19 protein-coding genes are annotated in these 14,683 nt (G+C 63.1%); 9 read left to right on the forward strand and 10 right to left on the reverse strand.

Features of this window, described 5'->3' with window-relative positions; genetic code table 11:
- Positions 1 to 141 precede the first annotated feature (141 nt).
- The 4 genes from KJQ96_RS20810 to KJQ96_RS20825 all read right to left on the reverse strand — a co-directional run bounded on the left by KJQ96_RS20810 (position 142) and on the right by KJQ96_RS20825 (position 4,471).
- Positions 142 to 711: a DinB family protein gene (locus tag KJQ96_RS20810; RefSeq protein WP_213288414.1), complete on the reverse strand. Its 570-nt coding sequence runs from the start codon at positions 709 to 711 to the stop codon at positions 142 to 144.
- 119 nt (positions 712 to 830) lie between these two features.
- The gene (locus KJQ96_RS20815) at positions 831 to 3,104 is read right to left on the reverse strand and encodes a xanthine dehydrogenase family protein molybdopterin-binding subunit (RefSeq protein ID WP_213288415.1); all 2,274 of its coding nucleotides are present in this window, start codon (positions 3,102 to 3,104) and stop codon (positions 831 to 833) included.
- Positions 3,105 to 3,121: 17 nt separating this feature from the next.
- A complete protein-coding gene (locus tag KJQ96_RS20820) occupies positions 3,122 to 3,598 on the reverse strand; it encodes a (2Fe-2S)-binding protein (RefSeq protein WP_213288416.1) in 477 nt (158 codons plus the stop codon).
- Between the two features lie 3 nt (positions 3,599 to 3,601).
- On the reverse strand, positions 3,602 to 4,471 hold the full coding sequence (locus tag KJQ96_RS20825) for a xanthine dehydrogenase family protein subunit M (RefSeq protein ID WP_213288417.1): 870 nt from the start codon (positions 4,469 to 4,471) through the stop codon (positions 3,602 to 3,604).
- Between the two features lie 293 nt (positions 4,472 to 4,764).
- Here KJQ96_RS20825 and KJQ96_RS20830 point away from each other — a divergent pair, with 293 nt between their 5' ends.
- On the forward strand, positions 4,765 to 6,114 hold the full coding sequence (locus KJQ96_RS20830) for a lytic murein transglycosylase (RefSeq protein WP_213288418.1): 1,350 nt from the start codon (positions 4,765 to 4,767) through the stop codon (positions 6,112 to 6,114).
- A gap of 170 nt (positions 6,115 to 6,284) precedes the next feature.
- Positions 6,285 to 6,788, forward strand: a complete 504-nt coding sequence (locus KJQ96_RS20835; protein ID WP_213288419.1) for a DUF1993 family protein — start codon at positions 6,285 to 6,287, stop codon at positions 6,786 to 6,788.
- A 131-nt stretch (positions 6,789 to 6,919) separates the two neighbouring features.
- Here the strand turns inward: KJQ96_RS20835 and KJQ96_RS20840 are convergent, their stop codons facing one another.
- The gene (locus KJQ96_RS20840) at positions 6,920 to 7,360 is read right to left on the reverse strand and encodes a hypothetical protein (RefSeq protein WP_213288420.1); all 441 of its coding nucleotides are present in this window, start codon (positions 7,358 to 7,360) and stop codon (positions 6,920 to 6,922) included.
- 377 nt (positions 7,361 to 7,737) lie between these two features.
- Between KJQ96_RS20840 and KJQ96_RS20845 the strand changes: the two genes are divergently transcribed.
- Complete coding sequence (locus KJQ96_RS20845) at positions 7,738 to 8,127, forward strand: RidA family protein (protein ID WP_213288421.1); 390 nt, start codon at positions 7,738 to 7,740, stop codon at positions 8,125 to 8,127.
- A 50-nt stretch (positions 8,128 to 8,177) separates the two neighbouring features.
- Here KJQ96_RS20845 and KJQ96_RS20850 read toward each other — a convergent pair whose 3' ends face one another.
- Entirely contained in the window at positions 8,178 to 8,726 is a 549-nt protein-coding gene (locus KJQ96_RS20850) for a DUF2380 domain-containing protein (protein WP_213288422.1), read from the reverse strand.
- Between the two features lie 179 nt (positions 8,727 to 8,905).
- On the opposite strand from KJQ96_RS20850, the gene KJQ96_RS20855 reads away from it, so the two are divergent.
- Positions 8,906 to 9,160, forward strand: a complete 255-nt coding sequence (locus tag KJQ96_RS20855; protein ID WP_057841778.1) for a hypothetical protein — start codon at positions 8,906 to 8,908, stop codon at positions 9,158 to 9,160.
- A 186-nt stretch (positions 9,161 to 9,346) separates the two neighbouring features.
- Positions 9,347 to 10,105, forward strand: coding sequence for an SDR family NAD(P)-dependent oxidoreductase (locus KJQ96_RS20860; RefSeq protein WP_213288423.1), 759 nt, complete (start codon positions 9,347 to 9,349; stop codon positions 10,103 to 10,105).
- Positions 10,106 to 10,139: 34 nt separating this feature from the next.
- On the opposite strand, the gene KJQ96_RS20865 is transcribed toward KJQ96_RS20860, so the two are convergent.
- Positions 10,140 to 10,406 (reverse strand): DUF2277 domain-containing protein, encoded by a 267-nt coding sequence (locus tag KJQ96_RS20865; protein WP_028347019.1) that lies wholly within the window; start codon positions 10,404 to 10,406, stop codon positions 10,140 to 10,142.
- Between the two features lie 127 nt (positions 10,407 to 10,533).
- Between KJQ96_RS20865 and KJQ96_RS20870 the strand changes: the two genes are divergently transcribed.
- The 4 genes from KJQ96_RS20870 (at position 10,534) to KJQ96_RS20885 (ending at position 13,150) form a co-directional block, all read left to right on the forward strand.
- Entirely contained in the window at positions 10,534 to 10,773 is a 240-nt protein-coding gene (locus tag KJQ96_RS20870) for a DUF2188 domain-containing protein (RefSeq protein WP_213288424.1), read from the forward strand.
- A 97-nt stretch (positions 10,774 to 10,870) separates the two neighbouring features.
- Complete coding sequence (locus tag KJQ96_RS20875; protein ID WP_213288425.1) at positions 10,871 to 11,935, forward strand: alpha/beta fold hydrolase; 1,065 nt, start codon at positions 10,871 to 10,873, stop codon at positions 11,933 to 11,935.
- 193 nt (positions 11,936 to 12,128) lie between these two features.
- Positions 12,129 to 12,482 (forward strand): hypothetical protein, encoded by a 354-nt coding sequence (locus KJQ96_RS20880; protein WP_213288426.1) that lies wholly within the window; start codon positions 12,129 to 12,131, stop codon positions 12,480 to 12,482.
- A gap of 65 nt (positions 12,483 to 12,547) precedes the next feature.
- Entirely contained in the window at positions 12,548 to 13,150 is a 603-nt protein-coding gene (locus tag KJQ96_RS20885) for an MSMEG_1061 family FMN-dependent PPOX-type flavoprotein (protein WP_213288427.1), read from the forward strand.
- Positions 13,151 to 13,357: 207 nt separating this feature from the next.
- Here KJQ96_RS20885 and bfr read toward each other — a convergent pair whose 3' ends face one another.
- From bfr to KJQ96_RS20900, 3 genes are all read right to left on the reverse strand, one after another.
- On the reverse strand, positions 13,358 to 13,843 hold the full coding sequence (gene bfr / locus KJQ96_RS20890; protein WP_057841789.1) for a bacterioferritin: 486 nt from the start codon (positions 13,841 to 13,843) through the stop codon (positions 13,358 to 13,360).
- 146 nt (positions 13,844 to 13,989) lie between these two features.
- Complete coding sequence (locus KJQ96_RS20895) at positions 13,990 to 14,265, reverse strand: bacterioferritin-associated ferredoxin (RefSeq protein ID WP_213288428.1); 276 nt, start codon at positions 14,263 to 14,265, stop codon at positions 13,990 to 13,992.
- Positions 14,266 to 14,295: 30 nt separating this feature from the next.
- On the reverse strand, positions 14,296 to 14,475 hold the full coding sequence (locus KJQ96_RS20900; RefSeq protein WP_213288429.1) for a hypothetical protein: 180 nt from the start codon (positions 14,473 to 14,475) through the stop codon (positions 14,296 to 14,298).
- Between the last annotated feature and the right edge of the window lie 208 nt (positions 14,476 to 14,683).

Genomic DNA, 14,683 nt, shown 5'->3' on the forward strand with positions numbered 1-14,683 from the left:
TGCGGCGGATCAATAAGATCAAGTGAACCAGTAGGCCGCACAAGCGGGAATCGGCACAACAAGGCCCGGATATTGCTCTACCTATCCCGGCTACGGACGACAGTTTGACAGTCCGCCCAACGCGCGCTGCATCGGATTCGATCAGGTCTCGGCGTTCGAACCCCAGATCCTCTCCTCCGTCCAACCCAGTTCCGCGAATTCCGCCGCCCGCAATGGCGCTTCACCCGCCGAGAAGAACTCATCGAGTTGCGGCGGGCTCACGGACGTGCCGCTCAGCATGCAGTGAGCCTGACCGCGATGATGCACCTGGTGCTGGAACAGATGCAGAAGCAAACGGTCCATTCGCTCGCGCTGGATGGAAGTGCCGCGATGCACCGACACGATGCGCTGCAAGCCTGCGGCGTCGAGCGCTTCAACGACGTTGAGCAAACGTTGATCGACTGCGGCCTGCGCTTCCTTCAGCGCGGCGACCGTTGCACAAGGCTCCCGATCCGCGAAGGCGGCCGGGCCGAGCGTGCCGCCTTCCATCGCGTCGACGTAAAAGTGGTCGATGATCAGGATGTGGTTGAGCGTGGCGCGCAGGCTTGGGAAGAAGCCGGTTCGCTTCGCAATGAACTCATCCTGCGACAGCCGCGCACAGGCGGTGAGGAGGCGGTGGTTTGCCCAGGCATTGTTGTACGCCATGGTGCGATAGGGAAGCACGTCATTCATTGGCGTCGTCGGGTCTGCGCAAATCTGTAGGATGGGTGGAGCGAAGCGATATCCATCTTTTGCGTTTCGTGGCAGATGATGGGTTTCGCAAGAGCTCAACCCATCCTACGAAGCTCATCCTACTCCGCCGCCTGCTGCGTCGGCGCTTCCAGCACCTCCAGCACCTTCGGCGGCGACATCGGCAGGGCGTAGAAACGCTTGCCCAGCGCGTTGTAGATCGCATTCGCCACTGCCGCCATCACCGGGACCAGCGGCACTTCGCCGACGCCCTTGACGCCTTGCGGGTGTTTCGGGTTCGGGATCTCGACCATGATGCAGTCGATCATCGGTAGGTCGGAGCAGACCGGCATACGGTAGTCGAGGAAGCCGGGATTATCGACCTTGCCCTCCTTCGTGTAGATGTATTCCTCGTTCAGCGCCCAGCCGATGCCTTGCGCGACGCCGCCCTGGAGCTGGCCCTCGACATAGCCGGGGTGAATGGCGCGGCCGACATCCTGCACGGCGGTGTAGCGGATCACGCGTGCGATGCCGAGATCGACGTCGACCTCGACGTCGCAGACATGCGTGCCGAAACCGCCGTCGGCGCCTTGGGTGTTGAGCTGCACGCCGGCCCCGATGGGGCCGCCCATCGCGGGCGCCTTCTCGGCCAGCTCTTCCAGCGTCAGCGGCTCGAACTGACCGGCGTTCGGGCTCGCCGGATGCGCCGCGCCGTTCTCCCACTTCACCGCTTCGGGATCGATCTCCCAGATCTTGGCCGCGCGCTCGCGCAGCGTCTGGATGATCTTTTCGGTCGACTGCGTCACCACCATTGAAGACGCGAACAGCACGCGGCTGCCGCCGGTCAAGTTGGAGAAACCGACCGTCTGGGTGTCGCCGATGATGACAGAGACGCGGCGGTAATCGATGCCGAGCAACTCGGCGCAGATGTTGGCGATGCCCGCGCGCGAACCGCCGATGTCAGGATGCCCTGTGGTGACGACGACGTTGCCATCCTCGGTGATGTTGACCTGCGCGGAAGATTCGCCGCCGGCGTTGAACCAGAAGCCGCTAGCCACGCCCCTCCCCCTGAGCTTGCCGTGGCTGTCGCCGAGCGGCGCGGCGTAATGCGGCGAGCTTTTCGCCGCTTCTACCGTCTCGATATAGCCGATGCGCGGGAACACCGGGCCGTGCGCGGCCTTCGTTCCTTCCATGGCGGCGTTCTTCAGGCGGAAGTCGAGCGGGTCCATCTTCAAGGCTTCCGCGACTTCATCGAGCACGCATTCCACCGCATAGGCGCCGATCGGCGCGCCCGGCGCGCGATAGGCTGCGACCTTCGAGCGGTTGGAGCAGACGTCATATCCTTCCGAGAGCAGGTTCGGAATGTCATAGGGCGTGAAGCTGCAGCCCGCGGCGCCGCGGATCGGCGAGCCCGGAAACGCGCCGGCCTGCAGGTAGAAGGTGCCGTGCGCGGCGACGATCTTGCCGTCCTTCGTCGCGCCGATCTTCACCGTGCTTTTCGAGCCTGAGGTGGGACCGGTCGCGCGCATCACCTCCTCGCGCGTCATCACCATCTTCACCGGGCGGCCGGATTTTTTTGCGAGCAAGGTTGCGAGCGGTTCGAGATAGACGATGGTCTTGCCGCCAAAACCGCCGCCGATCTCGGCGGGGATGGCGCGGATATCGCTCTGCGGTATGCCGGTGAGATAGGCCGTCATCGCGCGCACCATGAACTGGCCCTGGCTGGAACTCCAGATCGTGGTTTTGCCGTCGGGCGCCACCGAAATCAGGCAGGCATGCGGCTCGATATAGCCTTGGTGCACCGGGCGCGTGGTGAAGGTGCGCTCGATGACGACGTCGGCCTTTTTAAAACCTTCCGCGATGTCGCCCTTCTTGTGCTCGAGTCGGCCGACGATATTGGAGGGCTTGCCGTCGAATTTGTTGAACTCGTGCAGGATGGGCGCGTCGGGCTTGAGCGCATCGTCGATCTCGATCGACCACGGCAACACCTCGTAATCGACCTCGATCAGCTTGCAGGCTTCCTCAGCGATCGCTTCCGTGGTCGCGGCGACGGCGGCGACGGGGTGGCCGGGGAACAGCGCCTTGTCGCGCGCCATCACGTTGCGGCACATCCAGCGCATGTCCTGGATGCCCAGCATGACTGCGCCCTTCTCGATTGGGAAATCGACGATGTCTTTCGAGGTGACGACGGCCTTCACGCCCGGCAGCTTCTCCGCTTTCGAGGTGTCGATCGATTTGATGCGCGCATGCGGATGCGGGCTGCGCAAAACCTTGCCCCAGATCATGCCGGGCATGGTGGTGTCGGCGGCGAACTGCGCGCGGCCGGTAACCTTGTCCATGCCGTCGGGACGGATGGTGCGCTGGCCGATCCACTTGTTGTTGGTGACGACGTTCATTGGGTTGTCTCCCGAAACTATTGCGCGCGCATTTCGGCAGCGGTTTCCATCACCGCGCGGACGATCTTGTCATAGCCGGTGCACCGGCAGAGGTTGCCGGCGAGCCAGAAGCGGACTTCCTCCTCACTCGGGTCCGGATGTTTCTTGAGCAGCGCGTCGGAGGCGACCAGCATGCCCGACGTGCAGATGCCGCACTGGAGCGCGGCCATTTCCAGAAATTTCTGTTGCAGCGGATGCAGACGCTCGCCCTGCGCCAGGCCCTCGATGGTCCTGATCTCGTGGCCCTCGGATTCGACCGCGAGCATCAGGCACGAGCAGACCAGCCGATCGTCAATCGTGATCGAGCAGGCGCCGCAATCGCCTGAGGCGCAGCCTTCCTTGGAGCCGGTCAAGCCCAGCGGCCCGCGCAGCGCGTCGAGCATGGTATCGTTGGGCTCGCACAGAAATTCCATCGGCTCGCCGTTGATGGTGGTCGTGACGTGAACTTTGGCCATGAACTACTTTCCTTGCGCGCGTTGGGCAGCGATCGCGGCGGTGCGCTTGAGCAGCACGCCGGCCACCTTGGTGCGGTAGGCGATGGTGCCGCGCTTGTCGTCGATCGGGCGGCAGGCGGCGGAGCAGGCGCTGGCTGCCTTCGCCAGCGCGGCGTCGTCGAGCCTGGAGCCGATCAGCGCCTTTGCGGCGTCTTCCACCAGCAGCACGGTCGGCGCCACCGCCCCTAAGCCAACGCGGGCTGATGTGACGACGCCGTCCTTCATGGTGAGGCTGACACCGCAGCCGACCACGGCGATGTCCATTTCGGTGCGCGGTATCATGCGCAAGTAAGCATCGCTCGATCCGGGTGGGCGCGGCGGCAGCGTGAAGCTGACGAGGATTTCGCCAGGCTTTAAGTTGGTGCGGCCGGGGCCGGCGGGGACGTCTTCCACCTTCATCTCGCGGCGGCCATCCTGGCCTTGCACGGTGACGATGGCGCCGGCCGCGACCATCGCGGGCACGCTGTCGCCGGCGGGCGAGCCGTTGCAAAGATTGCCGCCGGCGGAGGCGCGGCCCTGCACCTGCTTGGAACCGATCAGGTTGACCGCTTCGAGCACGCCGGGCCAGACCTTGCCGAACGTCTCGTGTTCCGCGAGCGCCATGCCGGAAACAGCGGCGCCAATGCGAAAGCCGCCATCGGTGGTCTGTTCGATTGCCGTCAGTTCGGGGATTTTCTTGATGTCGACGATCACGCCGGGCTTGAGCACGCCCGATCGCATCTGCACCAGAAGATCGGTGCCGCCGGCCAGGATGCGCGCGGCGCTGCCGGCTTTCGCAAATGCACCGACCGCTTCGTCAAGCGTATCAGGCGCCAAATATCGGAGTTCCGTCATGGTCTTCCGCCATCTCCCTCGTTCCGCCCGCCCCAGTGATTGTCGGCTCACCTTCAAAAGTCGGGCAGAGGCCAAGCCTACACGGGGAAAAGCGGTTGGAACAGCCTGCGAGATCAGGTTGATACGGCAGGCTCCTATGCGCGTGACGGGGCTTGCGCGGCCGATTGCTCCGAGGCGGGTGGGCAAAGGCGCACTTGCGCCGTGCCCACCATATTGATTGAACTGGCCGGATTTGAAATGGTGGGCACGTTTCGCTCTGCCCACCCTACAATTCCTGCTCGCCGGTGACATTGATGCTGCTTCACAGATCCCTCGTTGCTGCCACGGCGTCCCTGTTTCTTTCATCTCTCGCCATCGCCCAACCAGTCCCCGCCCCAGTTCGTCCCGCACCGAGACCTGTGGTCGCGCCGGCACCCGGTCAGCAGCCGCCGGCCGCCGCTCCGCGCGCACCTCGCGGCGCGGCCTGCCACAATGGCCTATCGTTCGACCGCTTCCTGGCCGACCTCAAGCAGCAGGCCGCCGCGGAGGGCGTGTCGCAGCGCACGTTGGCCGAAGCGGCGCCCTACCTCGTCTATGACCAGGGCATCGTCAACCGCGACCGCGGCCAGCGCGTGTTTGGCCAGGTGTTCACCGAGTTCGCGCGGAACAGGGCCTCCGATGGCGCAGCAAAAAATGCGCAGGCGCGAATCCGGATGCATGCGGCTGCGTTCAACCGCGCCGAGAAGGAATATGGCGTGCCGCCGGCCGTGATCGCCGCGTTCTGGGGGCTGGAGAGCAGTTTTGGCGCCGAGCTAGGCAATCTGCATACGCTGCGCTCGCTGGTGTCGCTGGCCTACGACTGCCGCCGCTCCGAGATGTTCCAGAAGGAGACCATCGCCGCGCTGAAGATCATCGACCGCGGCGATCTCACGGCAAGCGAGATGATCGGCGCATGGGCCGGCGAACTCGGGCAGACGCAGTTCCTGGCGACGCACTACTTCAACTACGCGGTGGACTATGACGGCGACGGCCACCGTAACCTGTTGCGCAGCGCGTCCGACGTGATCGGCTCGACCGCAAACTATATAGCCAACGGATTGAAATGGCGGCGCGGCGAGCCGTGGCTGCAGGAAGTGCGCGCGCCGCAAAATTTTCCGTGGGAGCAGGCTGACCTCACGACAAAACTGCCGCGCGCAAAATTCGCGCAGCTCGGCGTCACCTATCCCGACGGCCGTCCGCTGCCGAATGACGACCTGCCGGCCTCGCTGCTCTTGCCAATGGGCCGCACCGGACCGGCGTTTCTGGCCTATGCGAATTTCGCCGCCTATACCGAGTGGAACAACTCGCTGATCTATTCGACCACCGCCGCCTATCTCGCCAGCCGCATCGCCGGCGCCCCGCCAATGCGGCAGCCATCGGCGCCGGTCGCACAACTGCCGCTCAACGAGCTGAAGGAGCTGCAGCAGCTCCTGGTGCGCGCCGGCTACAATGTCGGCAAGGTCGACGGCGTGATGGGACAGTTGAGCCGCACGGCGGTGAAGGCGATGCAGATCAAATACGGCCTGCCGGCGGATTCCTGGCCGACGGCGGAGCTCTTGGCGCGGATGCGCGGCCCCAGCGTCCAGGCGCAGCCCGCCGGCCTGCTGATGCCCGCGGCGCGGTAGCTCTTCTCTCTCCCCGCTCTTCGCGGGGCGAGGTTCAGCAGTGTCACGCGCGTTCGGAATATTTCGCTGCATCAGCATCCTGCCCGAGTTGCATTTCCTAGGGCACTTCCCATCTCGAACAACACCTCATCCTCTCGAGATGAATTTCCACATCACGAAAAGAGCATCGCATGTCTTTCCATGACCTAACCGTGCCGGCCTTCCTGCAGATTCTCGGCAGCCTTTCGGGCCTGCTCGCCAAGGCAGAAGCGCATTGCAAGGCAAAGAACATTCAGCCCGAGGTGCTGCTCAATGCCAGGCTTTACCCGGACATGTATCCGCTGACACGCCAGGTGCAGACTGTCTGCGATTTTGCCGCAAAGACCTGCGCGCGCCTCACCGGCAGCGAAGTGCCGTCCACGCCGGACACCGAAAAAACCTTTGAGGAATTGCAGCAGCGGATCGCGAAAACGACCGATTATGTGAAGGCATTCAAGCCGGCGCAGTTCGAGGGCGGCGAGACGCGCCAGGTGACCTTCCCGATCGGCCCCAGCAACACCATGACGGTGAAGGGCCAGCAATATCTCGTCAATTTCGCCTTCCCGAATTTTTACTTCCACGCCGCCACCGCGCACGGCATTTTGCGCCATAATGGCGTGGAAATCGGCAAGCGGGATTTTCTCGGGGTGAGGTAATCGTCAGCGAAAAAGCGGCCAGCTCGCGCGCAAGGTTTTCGCGGGCAAAAGCGAAGCGGTGCCCACCATTGCTAGCGAGATGCCGGATGGTGGGCACGGCGCTTCCGCGCCTTTGCCCACCCTACAAGATTCTACCGCATGGTGATCGCGAGTCCGCTGAGATCGGCGTTCGCCATCAACCCGACCTGGTGCCCGGTCAATTCCAGCACCGCGCCCTTCTGGTTGGTGAGCACGATCGCGCGCGCGCCGCGGCCGACCGCCAGGTCCGCGCCGGCTGCGCCGTAGACGCCCGCGACATCGGAGGGGCGCCAGATGTTGCTGACGCGCCCCCGCAGCACGGTCTTCGATCCGCCGAACACCAGGCCGTAGTCGAGCCCGCCGGTCGACAGCGGATAGCGTCGCCCGTGAAAATTCAGAACGCCGCTGCCGCCGGAGCCGCCGATGATCCATCCCGCCTTGTAGATCGTGAGCTGCACGAAACCTTCGTCGGCATGCGCGGCGGAGGACAGCGTGACGCCGGCAAAGGCCGCAAACGCGAGCACGGTGGCGCGAATGGCGGATGGCATGTTCATGGATCGTATCTCCGGAGGTGTTGCAAATCGGAAAAGTGTGGCGGGCGTTGCGGTGCAGGTTGAGTCGCAACTATCGGATTGTAGCCGACCGGCGCAAGGGGCAAAGCATATTCAGGCCCTGCGCGACGCGCTCTGTACCGACCCGCGCCGTACGCCCGACACAATTTCATCACGATTGCACGAACAAAAAATTGCGGACCCGTGAACTGCATTACTGTCGCAGCAAGCGTAACCCGCTATGTCGTGTCGGGTGAATTTCCCTGACGGGCGGGACCGTCAAACCAATCGGCGGGTCGTGAAGCGCGTGCGCCGCTGCCTTTCCAGCGAGGCAGCGGCGCGCTAGGCTTCAAGGCACCGAACCATCCACGAGGTGTCCCATGCCCCCGATCCAGCATTTTGCGCCGCCCGCCGGCGTCAAGGCCCCGCCGCTATCCTTTGCCACGCGCACCGGCGACCTGCTGTTCATCTCGGGCATTCCGGGTTTTGACGACAAGGGCGCGCTGGCGGATGGTTTCGAGGCGCAGTTCGGCTTCGTCGTCGCCAATATCAAGCGCGTGCTCGACGAGGCCGGCGCGACGTTTCGCGATCTGGTCAAGGTCAACGTGCTGCTGACGCGCGCATCCGACGTCGCCACGATGAACGTGCTGTATGCGTCGGCGTTCGGGCCGGCGCCCTACCCGGCCCGCACCACCTGCGTGGTGCAGGCGTTGCCCGACCCGAAGATGCTGATCGAGATCGAAGCCGTTGCCTCACTGACGAAGGCGTAGGCGGATTGGCGGCAGCGTAATCCGCCAATCTCGCGATCGTCGGTGCGACCTCACGGCTTCGGCATGGATTCCTTCAGCGTATTGCCGACGAAATCGGCGGCATGGCGATAGGCGGCATCGTTGTCGCCGCGGAACGTCACCGTTCGCCGCATCAGCAATTTCTCGGCTTCGAGATCGAGCAACTGGATTTCGCCCCATTGCACCAGCGTGCTCATCTTGCGGATGCCGCCATAGACCACGAGCCGCGCGCCGGCCTTGCGGGCGGCAGCGATGAAGAGGTCCTGCGACATGCTGGTGGCGGTGCAGGGGTGATCGGGGCATTCGATCGGCACCACGCGATAACCGCCCTGCGCTGCGAGATTATCGCGCAGCAACGCGGCAAACGACGCGACGCGGGCGCGATGCTCCGCGCTCTGGTCCACGACTTCGCCGGAAGTATCGAAATAATCGAAATCCGCTACCGCGACCGCGATCGGCGCGGCGGCCGGCGATCCGCTCGATGCGAGCGACAATGCGGCCAGCGCGCAGAGCATCGTCAGCACGGCGCTCGCGCCATTGCGCCGGCGTGAGGCGCGCCATCCGGTTGCCGTTTGCGTCATGCCTGGCCTCCTTCAACTCCGACGTCGGCATCGCCCTGCTGCCGACGGGAGCAAATTGTAACAGGGCCTAAGGATTTCGCTAACCCATTCCGCGGCTCAGTCTTTGAACCTTCTCGCCCTCGTCGCTACTCAATCGGTGATCGGGCGCTCAGCCCCGTACTCAAAACAGGAGATTGAAGATGCGTCGCATTTTTGCCCTTTGCGCCGTTGCCGCTATCGGTTTCACCGCGCTTGCCGCGTCGAGCCCGGCCCAGGCCTCGTATCATCTGATCCGCTGGCAGGACACCGGCTTCTGCCAGATCTGGGACCGGAGCATCCCGACCGCGCCGTATCCCGGGAATTACGCCGTGATCGCGGGCTCAGAGGTGCCGACGTTCGGCGACGCGCTGGTGTTCAAGGACGGCATGCTGCGCAACGGCACCTGCTCGTTCTGACCCGACATCTGTCGTGTGGGCAAAGGCGCGCGAGCGCCGTGCCCACCATTCCAACCGGTGATCTGAATGGTGGGCACGCTGTCGCTTTGCCCACCCTTCAATTCCTGACGTAGTCGCCGCCAACGACCTTGTACAAGCGGGCGCGCTTGCTATCCTCCGGCAAAACCAAGCAAGAGGAAACGCGCCATGCCCCTTCTCCAAAATCACATCGCCGTCGTTACCGGCGCAGGTTCCGGTATCGGGCGCGCGATTGCGAACGGCTATGCACGAGAGGGCGCGCGGGTCGTGCTGCTCGACAGGGACGAGAACGCTGTAGCAGAAGCGGCAAGGGAAATCGGCGACAAGGCCGTCAGCTTTGCGCTCGACGTCGCAAAACGCGAGGATTGCGTCGCGATGGCTAAGCAGGTCGCCGATAAGGTCGGCCAAGTCTCGATCCTCGTCAACAATGCCGGCATCGTCCGCCGCAACGGCATGCTGGGCGCAGCGGAGGCCGTGATCAGCGACTGGGAAGACATTATCGCGATCAACCTCACCGGCGTCTTCAACGTGACGCATGCCTTTCTCGATCCCTTGCGCGCAAGCAAGGGGCGCATCGTCAACATCGGCTCGATCCAGTCCTTCGTGCATGTGCGCACGCCGAGCTCGCCGGCCTACACCGCCTCCAAGCACGGCGTGCTCGGCTTCACCAAGGCGCTCGCCGCCGAACTCGGCAAGGAAGGCGTCCGCGTCAATGCAATCGGCCCGGGCTTCATCGCAACGCCACTGAACGCCACCGCCCGCGCCAACAATCCGGAACTGGTGAAGACCTTCATGGATCACACCCCGCTCGGTCGGCCCGGCACCGCGGAGGACATCGTCGGCCCCGCGATCTTCCTGGCATCCGATCTGTCAGCTTACGTCTCCGGATCGATCGTGATGGTCGACGGCGGCTATCGGGCGGTGTGAGGTCTGATCGCTCGGGATATTGCTTCCCCAGGATTTACCCAAACCGCGCCCGCGAGCGCTCCCTCGCCTTCTCGGCCTCGACCTCGCGGTCGCGCGGCGGCGCGTTGGTCTGCAGCGAGGCGAGCAGACGCCGCGCGCTGTCGGAGACTTCGGAAACCGCGCGGTTGAACGCCTCGGCGTTCGCCTGCGACGGCGAATTGAAGCCGGAAAGCTTGCGCACGAATTGCAGCGCGGAGGCATGGATCTCCGCGTGGGTGGCCGGGGGATCGAAATTGAACAGGGTCTTGATGTTACGGCACATGGTTCTCTCTTCTGCAGAGGTCTTCGATCAAGGACGAACGGCCGGTGCAAAATCCGACAGCGTGGCTTATTCTGTCATGAATCCAGTGGCGCGTTCACCCTGTGGTACCTGGAACAGCGAGTTCCCGATGGCCCGTGTGACCTACAAGATCGTCGAACATGATGGCGGCTGGGCCTACACCGTCGACGGTGTGTTTTCCGAGCCGTTTCCGAACCGCGCCGCGGCGCTGGCAGCCGCCCGGCGCGCGGCCGCCGAGCAGCGGGTGCCCGGCCGCACCGAGGTGATCGAATACGAAACCGCTGACGGACGATGGCACTCGGAGACCGCCGCCGGCAACGACCGGCCGGAAACCGAGGTGGACGGTTAGTGCATTGTGCGGCGATGTCGTGACGGAGAAATAGCCGGTGTGCTAGGTTCCCCGCCAAGCGGTTCGCAAAGATAGCCGCAGCTTTGGGGAGACTATGATGAATTTCTCGCACGCCGCCTTTTCGGCCGCCGCATTGGCCCTGACCACCATCACTGCTTTCGCAGCCGACTATCCCAGACCTAAGCAGGGCGACTGGATCGCCAAAGATTTCAAATTTCACACCGGCGAGACGCTGCCGGAGCTACGGTTGCACTACACCACGATCGGCGAGCCGACCGGCCAGCCGGTGCTGGTGCTGCACGGCTCGGGCGGCTCGGCGGCCAGCATGCTGACGGCCACCTTCGGCGGCGAGTTGTTCGGCCCCGGCCAGCCGCTGGATGCAACGAAGTACTACATCATCATTCCGGATAGTGTCGGCCACGGCAAATCGTCAAAGCCTTCGGACGGCATGAAGACGGCGTTTCCGAAATACAATTACGAGGACATGGTCGACGCGCAGCATCGCCTGGTCACGGAAGGCCTCGGCGTAAAGCATCTGCGGCTCGTGATCGGCAATTCGATGGGCGGCATGCACACCTGGATCTGGGGCGGCAAATATCCTGACTTCATGGACGCGCTGGTGCCGATGGCCTCGCAACCGACCGAGATGGCGGCGCGCAACTGGATGCTGCGGCGGATGATGCTGGACACCATCAAGAACGATCCCGATTACAATCGCGGCAATTACATCACCCAGCCGCGCATGATGAAGTACGCCATCAACGCCTTCGGCACTGCGACCGGCGGCGGCACGCTGGCCTATCAAGAGCTGGCGCCGACGGCGGCGAAAGCTGACAAGCTGGTCGACGACCGGCTGGCAACCGCGATCACTGCCGATGCCAACGACTTCATCTACCAGTGGGAAGCCTCGCACGATTACAATCCGGCGCCTTCGCTCGAGAAGATCGAAGCCACGTTGCTCTTGATCAATGCCGCCGACGACGAGCGCAATCCGCCGGAAACCGGCGTCACCGAGGCGGCGATGAAGCGCGTCAAGAACGGTCGACTGTTCCTGATCCCGGCCTCCAGCGAGACGCGCGGCCATCTCACCACCGGCAATGCGAAGTTCTACAAGAAGGAGCTGCAGGAATTGCTGCAGAGCGCGCCGCAGCGGGCGATGTAAGCCTGGGCCTTTGGAAGGAGCGCAATGCGCGCGCAACAAGAAGAAGCCATGATTTCGCACCGCATCAAACCTGCCTCGCTTTCATCGCTCATTATTTGAGCGTGCATCGACAAGGGGGCTCCGCTTGAATTGTCCTTGCATTACGAATCGCCGATGGCCTGCGCCGTCGCGAGGACAAGCAGCGGAGGATCGGATGCGAAGGCTTGCGCCATTGGTCCTGCTGGCCTGCCTTTCGATGTCGGCCGGCGCAGCGCTCGCCGTCGACAGGGGCCAGTACGACCATGTGCCACCTGATATCCGCGCCTGGTTCAAGAGCGTGATCGCGCCGAACGGCGTACCCTGTTGCGATATTTCCGACGGCCATCGCACCAGCTACGACGTTCGCGGCGGCGCCTATTGGGTGCCGATCGAGGGCCAATGGATGCAGGTGCCCGAGCGCGCGGTCATTCGCGACCAGGGCAACCCGATCGGCGAAGCCGTAGTGTGGTACGTGCACCACCGCGGCAGCATCATCATTAGCTGCTTCGTGCCGGCGGACGCGGTTTAGATTCTTCAAGATGACGGTGACACCGGCGGATGATAATCTGATGGAAAATCGCAAAGGAGCCGCCCTTGTCCGATCTTGCCCCTTCTGATCTTGCCACGATCTATCCCGCTCCCACGCCGCGCGTGATCGCTAAGGCGCGGCCAGAGATCGATGCGCATGCGAAAAAATTCATCGGCATGTCGCCGTTGTGCGTGCTAGCGACTTCAGGTTCGGACGGCAGCGTCGATGCGTCGCCGCGCGGCGGCAATCCCGGCTTCGTTCATGTCGGCGGACCGAACCTCTTGTTGATGCCGGATCGTTCGGGCAACAACCGGATCGACAGTTTTCGCAACATCGTCGAGGGATCAGGCTTCGTGCAGTTGATCTTCTTCGTGCCCGGAATCGACGAGACGCTGCGCGTCGGCGGCAAGGGCAAGCTATCTGTCGATCCGGAGTTGATGGCGTCGATGATCGAATTCGGCAAGCCGCCGCGCGCGGTGCTGCATATCGACGCGAGGGAAGCCTATTTCCACTGCGGCAAGGCGCTGATGCGCTCGAAACTGTGGGCGGCTACGCAGGTCGAACGCTCGGTTATGCCGAGCATCGGCGAAGTGATCCACGACCAGACCGGACTTGGCGAGCGCGAAAGCCAGGCGGAGATCTACGAGCGCTACAAGACGCAGTTGTAAGGAAATTGTTGGGCGAGATCGGATCACCCTCCCCTGGAGAGGGAGGGTCGGCTCGCATAGAGCGAAGCGAAATGCGAGACGGGGTGGGGTGATCTCTCCACTCGGGCAGTATTCGATGCGGAGAGACCGTCACCCCGCCCCGCCGCTTCGCGTCGACCCACGAGCGAGCTTCGCTCGTCTCGGACCCCTCCAGGGGAGGGTAAAAGGCTAATCCCCGTTCTCGAGGCCGCCGACGTGCTTCTGGGTATAGAGCTCAAGCCCGATACGCTGGATCAGGTCAAGCTGGGTTTCGAGGAAGTCGATGTGATGTTCCTCGTCCTTCATGACGGTCTCGAACAAGTCGCGCGAGACGTAATCCTTCACGCCATGGCAGTAGGTCGCCGCTTCCTGATAGAGCGTGCGCGCGGTCATCTCGGTTGCTAGATCGCATTCGATGATTTCCCTGACGTTCTGGCCGATGCGGAGCGGATCGAGCACCTGCATGTTGGGAAAACCGTCGAGGAACAGAATCCGATCGGTGAACTTGTCGGCGTGTTCCATCTCCTCGATGGATTCCTTGCGCCAGACCTTGGCGAATTCCAAAAGACCCCAATTGTTCAGGAGCCGGTAGTGCAGCCAGTACTGGTTGATCGCGGTGAGCTCGCTGCGCAGGCCCTTGTTGAGATAGTCGATGACTTTGGGATCGCCCTGCATGGTCCACTCCAATTTTCCCAGGCCAGACGCGGCCCGACACTGCATTTAGAACGCTTCTAAATCAGTTTGGTGCCGAGGGCAACTGTTCCGCGGAAAAAGCGGTGGGAACCTGAGAAATCAGGGCGTTTCAGAGGGGATTTTAGATTTCAGCAGGCCGCAAGGGCGAAGGCCGGAGCGGTTTCCTGCGCCGGCTCGTCGTTGGCGGCCTGACGCGTGTGCGGACAACCCTCGCAGCACTCCTTGGCGCAGGCGCCGAGCGCTTCGTCGATGATGGTCTTGAGCGTGCGCGCGCAGCGACCGCACTCGGCGCTGCAACCGAGGCAACCGTAAATCTGTTTGGGATTTCGCGGCAGGTCCGAAGCTGCATTCACTGCATTACGGACATCGTGGTCGCTCAGGACGTTGCAGGAACAGACGATCATGAAACCGGTAGAACCCTTGGTGATGCCTGCTCATCGATATGGAAGAGAGCTGCGAGATGCAAAAGGAAAAGCCGCATTTTCAAGCAATTCCAAACTGATGCCGGGGAAATACTGGAATGAATCTAAAAGGCGGCGTTGCGGTAAATCAAATGGACGCTGATTTCCCGGTGTTTCCGGCATCAGTCGCTGCCATGTCGCCGCCGTTGCCATCGCCTCCTCCGCTCAGTGCCCGCCAGCATGAATACCGCCATTCCGCTCACCGTCGTCGTGTCGTGGTTTCTCAAGAAAAGGAGAGCATTTCGGTATCTTCGCACCGTGACCTGCCTCACGTCCCGTTTCGTCGCCCCCCTGCACGGCCGTTCATCATTCAAGCGAAATGTGGAACTTTTGCCCGGACGGAACTTAACGTCGTTTGCTC

The organism is Bradyrhizobium sp. sGM-13 (assembly GCF_018398875.1).
Classification (GTDB): Bacteria; Pseudomonadota; Alphaproteobacteria; order Rhizobiales; family Xanthobacteraceae; genus Bradyrhizobium.

Excerpts from the sequence above, each read along its gene's own strand:
- KJQ96_RS20875 (WP_213288425.1), top strand. The coding sequence starts at position 10,871 with ATGAATTTCTCGCACGCCGCCTTTTCGGCCGCCGCATTGGCCCTGACC.
- bfr (WP_057841789.1), bottom strand. The coding sequence starts at position 13,843 with ATGCAGGGCGATCCCAAAGTCATCGACTATCTCAACAAGGGCCTGCGC.
- KJQ96_RS20870 (WP_213288424.1), top strand. The coding sequence starts at position 10,534 with ATGGCCCGTGTGACCTACAAGATCGTCGAACATGATGGCGGCTGGGCC.
- KJQ96_RS20880 (WP_213288426.1), top strand. The coding sequence starts at position 12,129 with ATGCGAAGGCTTGCGCCATTGGTCCTGCTGGCCTGCCTTTCGATGTCG.
- KJQ96_RS20830 (WP_213288418.1), top strand. The coding sequence starts at position 4,765 with ATGCTGCTTCACAGATCCCTCGTTGCTGCCACGGCGTCCCTGTTTCTT.
- KJQ96_RS20850 (WP_213288422.1), bottom strand. The coding sequence starts at position 8,726 with ATGACGCAAACGGCAACCGGATGGCGCGCCTCACGCCGGCGCAATGGC.
- KJQ96_RS20895 (WP_213288428.1), bottom strand. The coding sequence starts at position 14,265 with ATGATCGTCTGTTCCTGCAACGTCCTGAGCGACCACGATGTCCGTAAT.
- KJQ96_RS20900 (WP_213288429.1), bottom strand. The coding sequence starts at position 14,475 with ATGGCAACGGCGGCGACATGGCAGCGACTGATGCCGGAAACACCGGGA.
- KJQ96_RS20840 (WP_213288420.1), bottom strand. The coding sequence starts at position 7,360 with ATGAACATGCCATCCGCCATTCGCGCCACCGTGCTCGCGTTTGCGGCC.
- KJQ96_RS20855 (WP_057841778.1), top strand. The coding sequence starts at position 8,906 with ATGCGTCGCATTTTTGCCCTTTGCGCCGTTGCCGCTATCGGTTTCACC.
- KJQ96_RS20810 (WP_213288414.1), bottom strand. The coding sequence starts at position 711 with ATGAATGACGTGCTTCCCTATCGCACCATGGCGTACAACAATGCCTGG.
- KJQ96_RS20825 (WP_213288417.1), bottom strand. The coding sequence starts at position 4,471 with ATGACGGAACTCCGATATTTGGCGCCTGATACGCTTGACGAAGCGGTC.
- KJQ96_RS20815 (WP_213288415.1), bottom strand. The coding sequence starts at position 3,104 with ATGAACGTCGTCACCAACAACAAGTGGATCGGCCAGCGCACCATCCGT.
- KJQ96_RS20835 (WP_213288419.1), top strand. The coding sequence starts at position 6,285 with ATGTCTTTCCATGACCTAACCGTGCCGGCCTTCCTGCAGATTCTCGGC.
- KJQ96_RS20820 (WP_213288416.1), bottom strand. The coding sequence starts at position 3,598 with ATGGCCAAAGTTCACGTCACGACCACCATCAACGGCGAGCCGATGGAA.
- KJQ96_RS20865 (WP_028347019.1), bottom strand. The coding sequence starts at position 10,406 with ATGTGCCGTAACATCAAGACCCTGTTCAATTTCGATCCCCCGGCCACC.
- KJQ96_RS20860 (WP_213288423.1), top strand. The coding sequence starts at position 9,347 with ATGCCCCTTCTCCAAAATCACATCGCCGTCGTTACCGGCGCAGGTTCC.
- KJQ96_RS20845 (WP_213288421.1), top strand. The coding sequence starts at position 7,738 with ATGCCCCCGATCCAGCATTTTGCGCCGCCCGCCGGCGTCAAGGCCCCG.